The following is a 12,845-nucleotide window of genomic DNA, read 5'->3' on the forward strand; positions in this document are numbered from 1 at the left end:
TTGGCAATATATAAATTTCTACAATCAGTTTAGTTATAGATACTTTGTCGTTTCTATGTTCTAAAATACCGAAAAATTCAAATTTATTCAAATGGCGTTCAAGGTATAGTAGTACGACACCTTTGAATCGTTACATTCAAACTTTAAAAGGTACAAATAATTTTATGAATTTACAATTTCTTAACGATTAAAAAACTAAACGTTTACAACTTTTTCATTTTTGCTTCATATTTGTTTATTATTATTTGAAGTGTAAACAAAAGCAAACAAACAATAAAACAAAAAGGGAGACTGACCTTTATATGAACAAAAAATCGATTTGGAAGATCGTAACAGCGGGTGCATTAGCAGTTTCTATGTTTGCAGGATGTTCAAGTAAAGAAGAAAAAGAGGCAAAAGCAATTGATTATAATAAGCTTTCACTTCAAGAAATTGTAGACAAGGCGAAAAAAGAGGGAGAGGTCAATTCAGTAGGGATGCCTGATGCATGGGCAAACTGGAAAGGGACTTGGGATGACTTGAATAAAGAGTACGGCCTCAAACATACAGATACCGATATGTCGAGCGCTGAAGAATTAGCGAAGTTTGAATCGGAAAAGAATGATGCAACAGGGGATATTGGTGATGTTGGTATTGCTTTTGGTCCATTAGCAAAAGAAAAAGGATTAACATTACCGTATAAAACATCCTATTGGAATGATATACCGGAATGGGCGAAAGATAAGGATGGCCATTGGGTAGTAGGTTATACAGGAACGCTCGCTTTCATTACAGATAAAAATAAAGTGAAAAATCCACCAAAATCATGGAAAGATCTTGAAAAAGGAGATTACAAGGTAACGATGGGTGATGTGCAAAAAGCAAATCAAGCACAATTTGGTGTATTAGCTGCAGCTTATGCAAATGGTGGGGATGAAAAGAATATCGAGCCAGGTATTGATTTCTTTCAAAAATTAGCAAAACAAGGACGTTTAGGTACAGCTGAGCCTAACTTAGCTGCTTTAGAAAAGGGTGAAGTTGATGTTGCAATCGTTTGGGATTTTAATGCACTAGGATATCGCGATAAAATTGACCCAAATCGTTTTGACGTAGTTATTCCAGAAGAAACGTCCGTTATGTCTGGTTATGCTACGATTATCAATAAGTATACAAAACATCCATACTCGGCTATGTTAGCACGTGAGCAGATTTTATCAGATAAAGGACAAACCAATTTAGCTAGTGGCTATGCTCGTCCAATTCGTGAAAATGTGAAGCTTCCTGCAGACGTAAAGGCAAAGCTTCTGCCAGATACAATGTACAAAAATGTACGACACGTAGCAGATGAAAAAGCTTGGGAAGATGTAACAAAACAATTACCGCAATTATGGCAAGAGAAGGTGCTAACGTATGTCAAATAAACTTGTATTTATTATGATTGATGGTTTGCGTTACGACACTGCGGTGATGCAAATGGGATACTTGCATCACCTTGTTGAAAAGGGAAAAGCAGCAAGATATAAAGTGAAATCAGAATTGCCATCGATGTCTCGTCCTTTATATGAGGTATTGTTGACAGGAACTCCAGCTTATGAAAATGGTATTACAACAAATAATGTAGTTCGTTTATCAAATAAGGAAAGTTTGTTTCATTTAACGAAAAAACATGGTTTAACAAATGCAACTGCTTCGTATTACTGGGTAAGTGAGCTATATAATAAAGCGCCGTTTCATCCTGAAACGGATCGCATTCAACTGGACGATTCTCGCCCGATTGAAAAAGGCATTTTCTATTGGGAAGATCATTATCCAGATACACATTTGTTTGCGGATGCTAATTATTTAATGCGAACATATCAACCAGATTTCTTATATGTACACTCTATGAATGTAGATGATGACGGACATAGATTTACAGCAGATTCAGCTGGATATCGTAATCGGATTATTGCTGTAGATGTTATTTTAGCAAATATCTTACCGGCTTGGATGGAAGCTGGATATCAAGTAATTATTACTGCAGATCATGGAATGAATAATGACGGTAATCATGGGGGAACAACAACAGCTGATCGTGATGTTCCGTTGTTTATCCTAAGTGATAAAGTGACAACAGGAATATATGAGGAAGAAATTCCTCAATTACAAATTGCTCCTTTAGTTTGTAATTTACTTGGAATTCAGCCGTCACACCTTATGCAAAGTTTAGTTATTCCTGGTGTAAAAAAGGCGTCTTTCATTTAAGAAGACGCCTTTTCTTTTAAGAGAGGAGTTTTAATTTTGAAACGTATTAATGGAATGCTTATAGCAAGTCTTATTCCGTTTTTTTTATTGATTGTGCTATTTTTAGTTGTTCCCCTTATTTCTATGATTTATGGAAGCTCTCAACAAACAGGAGGAAATGGTTTCACCGTTTCTAACTATATAGAAGTATTTAAGAATTCTTATTATCATCAAGCATTCAAAAACAGTATTTTGATTTCGATTGTTTCGAGTTTCATTGCGATTGTAATTTCTGTGTTTGCTACGTACTCAATTACTCTTTTTCCTAAAAAAATACAAGATCGAATTTTAATTTTTGCGAACTTAACATCTAACTTTGCAGGTGTACCTTTAGCTTTCGCTTTCATTGTTTTATTAGGGAATAGTGGATTGTTTATGTTATTGTTTCAACAATTGGGATGGAATACGTTAAGCTCCTTCCACTTATATTCTTGGTCAGGACTTGTATTAATTTATATCTATTTTCAATTACCGTTAGGAATCATGCTTCTTTACCCAATTTATGCAGGAATTCAAAAACAATGGAAAGAAGCAGCTGCATTACTTGGGGCATCTTCTTATCAATTCTGGCTAAAAATTGGTTTGCCGGTTATATTGCCAAGTATTGCGGGGACATTTAGCATTTTGTTCGCCAATGCAATGGGAGCATATGCTTCGGCTTATGCACTAACTGGAAGTACGTATAACCTTGTGACAATTCGAGTAGGAGCTTTAGTGTCAGGAGATATATTCGCCCGTCCTGAATTAGGCAGTGCATTAGCGGTGCTTTTAGGTTTAGTGCTGGTAGTAGCGATGTTAATTAATGAATGGTTAACTCGTAAAATTCGGAGGGATTTATCTTGAAACGACCGTTTAATCATTACGTTACAATAGGAATCGTTTTTTTGTATTTGTTTATTCCGTTGCTTGCAACAATTTTATATTCTTTTGCGACAAATTGGAATAGAACGATATTGCCAGAAGGGCTGACATTGCAGTGGTACAGCGACTTATTTAGTGATATGCGTTTTATAGAAGCTTTTGGGCGATCTTTACTGTTATCGTTAGGATCTACTGTATTAGCGATTGTCATTATGGTGCCTGCAATATTTTCAATTGTTGTATATGCACCTAGATTAGAAAAGTTTGTACAAGCGCTTATTATCATGACGTATGCAATGCCCGGTGTCATTATTGGTGTAGGTTTAATCCGTTCTTATTCAAGCAGCGGAATTTCGATGGTATTAGTAGTTGTTGGAGCTTACTTTGTTACAATTCTTCCTTATATGTATCAAGGAACACGAAATAGTTTACGGACAATACATGCAAAATCATTGATGGAAGCAGCAGAAATGTTGGGAGCGAGTCGTTTTACAGCATTTATGAAAATCATCGTACCTAACATTTTATCGGGGCTTTTAGTATCGTCTCTCTTGTCATTTTCTATGTTATTTGGCGAATTTGTATTAATTAACTTGCTTGTCGGAGGACGTTTCGAAACGATTCAAACATATTTGTATCAAAATTTAAGCAAAAGTGGGCACATTGCGAGTGCTATTGTAGTTTGCTATTTCTTTTTAATGTGTATTCTTTCGATAATTCTTGTAAAAATGACACGTATCAAAAAGGAGGCAGTGTAATATGAGTTATGTCACAATAGAAAACCTTACGAAGTCCTTTCATAATCAAACAGTTCTGCACGATATCTCTCTTTCTTTTAAAGAGGGTGAATTTGTAACGTTATTAGGGCCAAGCGGTTGCGGGAAAAGTACATTGCTTCGCACTTTAGCAGGGTTAACAGAAATGGACAGCGGTACAATTCAAATTGACGGAAAAGATGTGACAAATGCAAAACCGAAAGACCGCCAAGTAGGGATGGTATTTCAAGCATATGCATTATTTCCAAATATGACTGTAGAAGAAAATGTAGCGTTCGGGTTAAAGATGAAAAAAATGGACAAAGAGACGATTCGCCAAAAAGTATCTCGTATGATTACTCTTGTTAGCTTACAAGGAAAAGAGAAATCTTATCCAAGGGAATTATCTGGCGGACAACAACAAAGGGTTGCATTAGCTCGTTCTCTTGTAACAGAACCGAAAGTGTTGCTTTTAGACGAACCGTTGAGCGCATTAGATGCACAAATTCGTAAAAACTTACAGAAGTTGTTGAAATCTATTCAACAGGAATTAAATATGACGACTGTACTAGTTACGCATGATCAAGAAGAGGCAATGGCTGTTAGTGATAAAATTTACATTTTAAATGCAGGACATATTGCCCAAAGTGGTACACCGCATGAAATTTATACTCATCCTACCAATGAATTTGTGGCTAGATTTATCGGAAATTATAATGTATTAACGAGAGATGAAATGAAGTTGTTAATAGGAGAAGAGTTTACACATGACTTATATGCTATACGTCCGGAAGTGTTTAGCCCTGAATGCCAATCAAATACCTATACGATTTCTGGGGAAATTCATAAGGTTATGATGCTTGGAAATGTCACACGCTACGAATTATGTTCTAACAATGTAACGATAACAGCTGAGCATCTTCATAGCACTAGAGAGATTTTACAAGAAAATGAACTGAAAAAATTATACATTAGTAAAGAGGATGTGATTCCACTGATATGAATTTATCATTACTCGAGCGTCACCAATGTATTTTAGATCAGTTAGAACGAGAAAAAAAGATTATTGTCGCTTCTCTTGCTAAAAGTTTAGGAGTAACACCGGAAACAATTAGAAGAGACTTAGATATTTTAGAGAAAGAGAAAAAACTGAAAAGAGTACATGGCGGTGCGGTTAACTATCATCAAACAAATAATGAACCTCATTTTAATCAGAAAATGAATGTATTTTACGATTTGAAACAGGAAATCGGAAAAAAGGCTGCACAGTTTATTCAAGATGGAGATACTGTAATGATTGATATAGGAACAACAACCATCCATTTAGCTCATTTCATACAAGATGTACAGCGAGTTACTATCGTTACAAACTCATTAGCGGTAGCCGATATTTTAAATCAACGATTAGAAGAGAAATGTTTCGATGGGAAGGTTATTATTCTTGGGGGAGTATTAAACCCTGAGCAAAAATCAATTACCGGTGCTTTAACATGTAAAATTCTACAGGAGTTTCAATTTGATAAAGTATTTCTTTCGTGCGGAGGAATTACACAGACAGATGTGAGTGACTATGATTTGGAAGAGGCTATTGTTTCTGCTGCAGCGGTAAAGCAAGCGAGCCAAATATTTGTATTGGCTGATTCTTCTAAGGTGGCTACAAAATCATTTTATCGTATTTGTCCATTGGCGGCCGTTGATTATATCATTTGTGATCAAGATATGCCGCAGACATGGAAAAAAAACCAGTTAGATACGATGCTACAATGGATTATAGCAGAAGGTGGAGAGCGGTATGAAAGTTGATTATCATTTACATTTAGAAGAAGGGCCTTATTCATTGCGCTGGCTTAATCGTACAAATATTGCTTTAAATCATTTTAGTCCAATTGAAGAGAAGTATCATACCCTAGAGTGGTTGAATAAAAGCATGGAACGATTGGGACATCGTCTTCAAAAAGGTGCATATGATGCATCATGGCTCGATTTATATTTACAAGAAGCAAAGAGAAAAGGGTTAAGCGAAGTTGGAATTGTAGACCATTTATATCGTTTTAAAGAAACACGTTCGTACTTTGAACGGTATTTGGACTTGAGTGATACGGAAATTGGAAGAAAACAACGATTATGGCTAGATCAAGTTATGACACAATCTATGGACGAATTTGTACAAGCTATTACAGATGCAAAAGTAACCTGGGAAAAAGAAGGAGTAAAGCTGCGCCTTGGAATGGAGGCAGATTATTTTCCTGGCGGAGAGAAAGAACTGAAAGAACTGCTTGGAGCATACGATTGGGATTATGTAATTGGTTCTGTTCATTATATATATGGATGGGGATTTGATAACCCTGATACTCAAGAGCATTTTTATCATTATAATTTAGTAGAATTATATAAGGACTTCTTTCATGTAGTAGAAAAGGCAATTCGAAGTGAGCTATTTGATTTTGTTGCTCACCTTGATAATTTAAAAGTTTTTAAATTCCGGCCGGACGAGAATCTTCTCCTTTGGCATTATAAAGAAATTGCGAGAGCGTTAATCGAAACAAATACAGCAACTGAGATTAATGCCGGATTATATTATCGTTATCCTGTGAAAGAAATGTGTCCAAGTCCAACCTTTTTAGATATTTTAGTTCAAGAAGGAGTAGCATTTACGACATCTTCAGATTCTCATTTTCCCGATGATTTAGGAGCATATGTAGAGAAAAATACGGAAATGCTTTTGGGAAAAGGAATAAGGGAAATTGCTACATTTGAACAACGGAAAAGAATTATGAGGCCTTTAGGATAAGAAACACATGCCCATCAACTTAAGAACGGAAACTAAATGAACTTTCGTTCAAATAAACTAAAAAATTCTTAAAACACTATTTATCCTTAAAAATGGGCATACCAAATAAACCTAATTAGATGTCATTTTTAAAAATTATGCAACTTTCTTTTGTTTTTTCAATCCACTATATTCATAGACAACACCCATAATATCAAAGATTGTTTTCTTCTCATATCTGTGAGATTTCCGTCCATTCTTTTGTAGGAGGTGAAACAGGCGGATGAGAACCTTTGTTATTTCTTGAGTGTTTTGTTGTATAGCTTGATACAACAGATGTAAATAATCTTGAACCATTCCAATCGCTTTATATTCGCTTAATTCTCTTTTCTTCTTCTTCAAAAGAAGTTGACGCATTTTAAACATAGTAGAGGAGCACAGGAAAATAGCGATTAGCTTTCCATATAATTGGCACTCTAATCGCTCCTGTTTTACATTGCGATAATGGTCTATTTTGAAGAGTGATTTCCACGTTTTAAAAACAATCTCTATTTGCCAACGCAAAGTATATAATTCATGTACCTGTTCCATCGGAACCCATTCCCAAGGTATATTCGTCACGTAGACGTTTAATCCCGCTACCAGTTTACTTTTCTCTGAGTACGTTCTATTTTGTGATTTTTTTTTCTGCGATCTTCGTTCGTCGTTTTTGAAGTTGTTTTTCTGTTAATCGATTAAAAATAACGCGTGTAAAAAGTTGTTGTTTATCACCAATATAAGCATGTTTTAATTCAAATGTTTCTCCGGGCTGTAGTTGGTTTAAAAGCTGTTTCACATCAATTTGTATGTATTCCGATTGTTTCTTAATGGTACCATTTTTAAAGTATTCTGGGTTTGGATTTTTCACATATACATTTGTATTTAATTTTAAACGAGAAATATAGTATGTGCCTCGTTGATCCATTTGATCTAAATCTTCCAATGAAAAATAACCCAAATCACGAATACATAAATCTCCTGGTCGTAAGGTATCTAAGCATTTCGTACCAAATGTTTTGTCATTATTTTTTCCCGGTCCTACTTGAAAGTTAAGAAATTCCCCACTGTGCAGATCATATTCTAATTGAATTTTGATTCCAGCTGTTTGGGCACATCCTCCAGACCCTGGATATACATTTTCTAAAGCATTTGACACTTGAAATACGGTGGCATCTAGGATACGGATTCGCTCAAAATAAGAGAAGAGTTGGTTAGAAATCGGTGTTTGTTCACATATTTTTTGTTGTAACAGTAAAGAAAAAATATGTTGTAAAAACAAAACTGCTTTTGTATTTAAGCGTTTATTTAAGCCCTCAGGGCTGAGTAAAGTACCTGTCGCAGCATGAAGCCTACTACATAATCGGACTAAGGGATCGCTTGCGACCCGTTGACTGATCCAAATACAAATAGTAGCTAAGTCTGATCCAGAAAACTTACGTTTTCGCTTTATAAATCCGATTTCTCTTGCAAGTTCTTCTAAGAATACAGGTGTAACATATCGTTGTAATTCTTCAGCAAATGGTAGTAGTTCATCTTGAATCGAGAGATTCATAAGAAAACGTCATCCTTTCTAATTTAGCTTGTTTAGAAAGGATAACGTTTTTTGGTATTTGAGGGTATTAAAATTTCCTGAGTTGATGGGCATGTATAGTGACCCCTACTATATCTAAAGAAATATGTTCATATTGTTTTAGGTACCTTTTTTATAATATAATCATATTATAAAAAAAGAGGAGGATATGAATGCCTAAAATAGTTGATCAAATCCAAAGGAAAAATCAGATAGCCACTGCTACTTGGCGTGTAATATTAGAAAAAGGTATCGATAAAGCTTCCATACAGCAAATCGCTGATGAAGCAAACATTTCGGTTGGACTTGTTCAGCATCATTTTTCGTCTAAAAATGAATTAATTCATTATGCAATGAATTTAGTATTGAATCGAATGGAAGAACGGGCAAAAACTCGTACAAGTGATTTTAAGGGAACAAAAGAAGAAGCACTTAGAAGATTAATGAAATTTATTATTCCTACTAATAAAGAAGAAATGTTGGAAGGGAAGGTTTGGACTATATTTCTGGGTATATCCTTTAGTTCCCCAGAGCTTCTTGAACTTCGGAAGAAAATGGATGACCATACGAGGTATCTTATGGGGATAATTCTAGATTTAATGAAGGATCTAGGATACGTCACACCGGGCTATAATAGAGATTTTGAATTGGAGATACTGTACGGATTTATCGATGGACTAGTAATTCATGTCCTTCAAACACCAGAATCATATTCAGAAGAAAAAGTAAATCAACTTATTGAGTATTATTTAAAAGAAAAAAAGAGGGATTAATCGCATGAATAAAGTTTTCATTATTATTCTTGTAGTCGTTATTGTATTGATCATTAGGCAGCTTATCCCTAAGAGAGTAGATAGCTTCGATCTTCTTGGTATACCAATCATGGCTATAATCAGAACTTATATTGGTCTTCCAAATAGATTGGACCTTATAATTACAATTGAATTAATTAGCTTGCTTATCTTAGGAGCGATAGTTGGTTATTGGCAAGCTAAGAGGGTGAAAGTCTTTCATCATAACAATCAATTATGTAGTGTTGGAGGCTATACCTATATTATCGGATGGATTATTATGATTTTGGGAAGAATTGTTATTTTATTGCTATTCGACCTTAACTCTCTCATATCGAGATTTCATGCAGGACATGAACAATTTACGAATGAAATAATTAAAGTTCTTTCTCATGCTGGAGATTGGTTAATATGGTCTACTATCCTTGCATCTTCCATAATGTATACCGTTACCTTATATAAGGATCACCTGGATATCAAGAAATTTATACATGCTCGTTTTAAAGAAATTAAACAACGGATAAAACATTAATTTAACTAACACGAATTGTGAAAGTATGTATTCTATACCCAGCAACTTAATAAAAAACGTTATCCTTTCTAATAATCTAGCTTGTTTAGAAAGAATAACGTTTTTTATTTTTTAGGATAGTGAATATTCTTAAGTTGATGGACATGGGATAAGAAACATGAAAAAGGTTTTATCTTCGTATTGACGGACCATGGGACTTTACTTAGTACCTGTAGTCTAAAACTATTTTCATTAGGAATTACCATAAAAAGAGTGAATATATATTGAATCTGCTTAGTTTTTAACATTTTTATTAAAAATACGTTATATTTGTAGAAAATATATTATATTTTGTAGTATTTCTCTGTATAAATTTCACATATTTCCTGTATAATACAATTTGAAGGAAAATCTATGATTAGACAAGAAGACACCGCTTTCAGTTTGCTCGCTGAAGGCGGTGTTTCTTTTTATGCATCTTGATAAGAATGTAGAGTTATAGGAATTAAACATGTGCTAGAATACGAATTTATATTGTAATTTGAAAGGGTGTTTGTCCCAATTAACCATGTATGATGGATAATTATTTTCTTTTTGTGTCGAAGCAGGTTTTTTTAATATCCTCGTTAAGTCTAAAGGGATTTTTCGCGCTTTAAAAATTCTTCTGTACTGATTATCTCAGCGTATACTTCGTTTAAGGAAGCTAGAATTGTATTGTGAATATATACAGCTGGAATAGAAACATTTTTAAAGATTAAGTCTTTCGTTGCACATGCATCATGTATCAATGTACATGTAAAGCCAAAATCAAAGGCAGCTCGTACTGTAGCATCAATGCACATATGAGTCATCATGCCGCATATAACAACTTGTTCGATCTGTAAATCTTGTAATTCTTGGAATAGAGAAGTTTCTCGAAAACTATTTGGATAATGTTTCAATATGACTGTTTCTTGCAGCAAAGGACGAACATTCTCATGAATGTGTATGCCTTCTGTATTTGGAAGGAAAAATGTTGCATTTTCGCGTATGGAAACATGCTGGATATGAAAAATAGGCTGATTTGTTTCACGGAAATGTTGAAGTATGCGTTTTGCATATTCACTTGCTTCGCTAGCATTTCGCAGTTCCATCTTTCCGTTTGGAAAATAATCGTTTTGGATATCAACGAGTAAAAGAGCAGTTTTCATTTCAGTTACAGCCTCCAGTTTTGATTTTGTGTTCGTTTAATTATTCCATTATTTTAGAGAGTTTTCCTTGTAGAAAAATGTGAGATAGAGAAATTTACAATAAATTAAAACTGAAAAGTTTGATATTTCCGTTGACTCTTACTTTTCAGAGTTTTATAATAAAAATTAATTAAATGACAACTAAATCGATATGAATTCTTATCCAGAGAGGTGGAGGGACTGGCCCTATGATACCTCAGCAACGGATTCTTTTGAATACCGTGCTAATTCCAGCAAGCTCTTTGAAGCTTGGAAGATAAGAAGATGTGAGCCTGTATATTCAAATGCTCTTCTTCTTATGAAATTGGATAAGAAGAAGGGCATTTTTTATTTGCCTCAAGAATGACTTAGAGTTGTTATAGCAAATAGGAGGGAACAGGATGATTTCATTCGACAGAGTGAGTAAAGTGTATGAGTCGAGCGGTCAATCTGTACATGCGGTAGAAGATGTATCCTTAACGATTGAGCAAGGTGAAATTTTTGGTATTATCGGTTTTAGTGGCGCCGGGAAAAGTACACTTTTACGTTTAGTTAATATGTTAGAGCGCCCGACATCAGGTGTTGTGTCCATTGATGGGAAAGACATTACATCGTTATCGACAAAAGAGTTACGACAGTTGCGTCAAAGAATTGGAATGATCTTTCAAAGCTTTAATTTGTTCAATTCGCGAACAGTATATGGAAATATTGCCTATCCACTCAAATTAGCGAAGTTACCAAAGAGTGAAATTAAAAGGCGAGTAACAGAATTATTACAATTTGTCGGATTAGAAGATAAGGCAAATTATTATCCAGAGCAATTATCCGGAGGACAAAAGCAACGCGTTGGCATCGCAAGAGCACTTGCTACATACCCAGATGTACTAATTTGTGATGAAGCTACATCAGCATTGGATCCAGAGACAACGTCAGAAATTTTAAATCTATTACAAAAGGTAAATAAAGAATATAAAGTTACGATTCTTCTCATTACACATGAGATGCATGTTGTAAAAGAAATTTGCCACCGGGTTGCTGTTATGGAAAAGGGAAAGGTGATTGAAGAAGGCACGATTTTTGATGTATTTACAGGATCGAAAACAAAAACGACACAAAACTTTGTAAGGTCTGTTATTAATGACCACTTACCAGAGAGCGTGACTACTAAAATTCAAAATGGAGGCCTCATTTATCGTATAACATTTACTGGTGAAGCAACAGGACGGCCGCTATTATCTTATATTGTCAAACATTATAACGTTGATGTAAATGTACTTTATGGAAATATTATTGAATTACAAGGTATTTTATTTGGTAATCTTCTCGTTGAACTACAAGGAGAGGCGAAAGAGATTCAGAAGGCGCTTCAACATCTACGCTTGCAAGTTCAGTTGAAGGAGGTTGAAAGTCATGCGAGTTGATTGGAGTACATTTTGGCCGCGGATTGTAGATGCGACTGGGGATACAGTATTAATGGTTATTGCTACCCTTATATTCGCTACAATTCTTGGTATACCACTAGGTTTACTTTTATATGTGACAAGAAAAGGTAACTTTTTAGAAAATAAACTGGTCTTTTCTATCCTTAATATTGTTATTAATACGATTCGTCCTATTCCGTTCATTATTTTTTTAGTAGCTCTTAGCCCTGTGACGCGTGCTGTTATTGGAACAACGATTGGAACAGCTGCTGCAATTTTTCCAATGACGCTTGTTGCTTCTATTGGGATTGCAAGGATGGTAGAAACAAATCTTGTTTCTGTTCCGAAAGGAGTTATTGAGGCAGCTCAAGCGATGGGGGCTTCTCCGCTAAGAATTGTTTGTGAGATTCTTGTTCCAGAAGCGTTAGCCCCATTAATTTTAGGGATTACGTTTATGACAGTTGCGTTAATCGAATTTTCAGCAGTTGCCGGTCTCGTTGGCGGTGGTGGTCTTGGCGACTTGTCGATGACATACGGTTATCAGCGTTTTGATACATCCGTGATGTTTGTAACAGTTGTATTATTAATTCTTCTTGTGCAAGTTGCACAAAACTTAGGGAATTATTTTGCAAAGAGATTTTTACGTAGATCATAAAA

12 protein-coding genes, 1 pseudogene and 1 riboswitch are annotated in these 12,845 nt (G+C 34.9%); of the genes and pseudogenes, 11 read left to right on the top strand and 2 right to left on the bottom strand.

Features of this window, described 5'->3' with window-relative positions; all coding sequences use genetic code 11:
- Nucleotides 1-302 precede the first annotated feature (302 nt).
- The 7 genes from AB1284_RS24360 to AB1284_RS24390 are packed head-to-tail and all read left to right on the top strand — an operon-like array spanning nucleotide 303 to nucleotide 6,669.
- Nucleotides 303-1,400, top strand: a complete 1,098-nt coding sequence (locus AB1284_RS24360) for an ABC transporter substrate-binding protein (RefSeq protein ID WP_429752696.1) — start codon at nucleotides 303-305, stop codon at nucleotides 1,398-1,400.
- Nucleotides 1,390-2,223: an alkaline phosphatase family protein gene (locus tag AB1284_RS24365; protein ID WP_429752695.1), complete on the top strand. Its 834-nt coding sequence runs from the start codon at nucleotides 1,390-1,392 to the stop codon at nucleotides 2,221-2,223. Before AB1284_RS24360 ends, AB1284_RS24365 begins: the two co-directional genes overlap by 11 nt.
- 36 nt (nucleotides 2,224-2,259) lie before the next feature.
- A complete protein-coding gene (locus AB1284_RS24370; RefSeq protein ID WP_429752694.1) occupies nucleotides 2,260-3,105 on the top strand; it encodes an ABC transporter permease in 846 nt (281 codons plus the stop codon).
- Nucleotides 3,102-3,881, top strand: a complete 780-nt coding sequence (locus tag AB1284_RS24375; protein ID WP_429752693.1) for an ABC transporter permease — start codon at nucleotides 3,102-3,104, stop codon at nucleotides 3,879-3,881. Before AB1284_RS24370 ends, AB1284_RS24375 begins: the two co-directional genes overlap by 4 nt.
- A gap of 1 nt (nucleotide 3,882) precedes the next feature.
- Nucleotides 3,883-4,881: an ABC transporter ATP-binding protein gene (locus tag AB1284_RS24380; RefSeq protein WP_429752692.1), complete on the top strand. Its 999-nt coding sequence runs from the start codon at nucleotides 3,883-3,885 to the stop codon at nucleotides 4,879-4,881.
- The gene (locus tag AB1284_RS24385) at nucleotides 4,878-5,681 is read left to right on the top strand and encodes a DeoR/GlpR family DNA-binding transcription regulator (protein ID WP_429752690.1); all 804 of its coding nucleotides are present in this window, start codon (nucleotides 4,878-4,880) and stop codon (nucleotides 5,679-5,681) included. The genes AB1284_RS24380 and AB1284_RS24385 overlap by 4 nt, the downstream gene beginning before the upstream one ends.
- A complete protein-coding gene (locus AB1284_RS24390) occupies nucleotides 5,671-6,669 on the top strand; it encodes a histidinol phosphate phosphatase domain-containing protein (protein ID WP_429752689.1) in 999 nt (332 codons plus the stop codon). Before AB1284_RS24385 ends, AB1284_RS24390 begins: the two co-directional genes overlap by 11 nt.
- Nucleotides 6,670-6,804: 135 nt before the next feature.
- On the opposite strand, the pseudogene AB1284_RS24395 reads toward AB1284_RS24390, so the two are convergent.
- Nucleotides 6,805-8,239: pseudogene (locus AB1284_RS24395) on the bottom strand (IS4 family transposase).
- A 191-nt stretch (nucleotides 8,240-8,430) separates the two neighbouring features.
- On the opposite strand from AB1284_RS24395, the gene AB1284_RS24400 reads away from it, so the two are divergent.
- The gene (locus tag AB1284_RS24400; protein ID WP_429752688.1) at nucleotides 8,431-9,030 is read left to right on the top strand and encodes a TetR/AcrR family transcriptional regulator; all 600 of its coding nucleotides are present in this window, start codon (nucleotides 8,431-8,433) and stop codon (nucleotides 9,028-9,030) included.
- Nucleotides 9,031-9,034: 4 nt separating this feature from the next.
- A complete protein-coding gene (locus AB1284_RS24405; RefSeq protein WP_429752687.1) occupies nucleotides 9,035-9,580 on the top strand; it encodes a hypothetical protein in 546 nt (181 codons plus the stop codon).
- 611 nt (nucleotides 9,581-10,191) lie between these two features.
- On the opposite strand, the gene AB1284_RS24410 is transcribed toward AB1284_RS24405, so the two are convergent.
- A complete protein-coding gene (locus AB1284_RS24410) occupies nucleotides 10,192-10,749 on the bottom strand; it encodes a cysteine hydrolase family protein (protein ID WP_429752686.1) in 558 nt (185 codons plus the stop codon).
- A 195-nt stretch (nucleotides 10,750-10,944) separates the two neighbouring features.
- Nucleotides 10,945-11,051, top strand: a riboswitch (SAM riboswitch).
- Between the two features lie 117 nt (nucleotides 11,052-11,168).
- On the opposite strand from AB1284_RS24410, the gene AB1284_RS24415 reads away from it, so the two are divergent.
- Nucleotides 11,169-12,188 carry a methionine ABC transporter ATP-binding protein gene (locus tag AB1284_RS24415; protein ID WP_429752685.1) on the top strand — a complete coding sequence of 340 codons (1,020 nt, stop codon included), beginning with the start codon at nucleotides 11,169-11,171 and terminating at the stop codon, nucleotides 12,186-12,188.
- Nucleotides 12,178-12,843, top strand: coding sequence for a methionine ABC transporter permease (locus tag AB1284_RS24420; protein WP_429752684.1), 666 nt, complete (start codon nucleotides 12,178-12,180; stop codon nucleotides 12,841-12,843). Before AB1284_RS24415 ends, AB1284_RS24420 begins: the two co-directional genes overlap by 11 nt.
- Nucleotides 12,844-12,845 lie beyond the last annotated feature (2 nt).

Source organism: Bacillus sp. S2(2024), assembly GCF_050474045.1.
Taxonomy (GTDB): Bacteria; Bacillota; Bacilli; order Bacillales; family Bacillaceae_G; genus Bacillus_A; species Bacillus_A yunxiaonensis.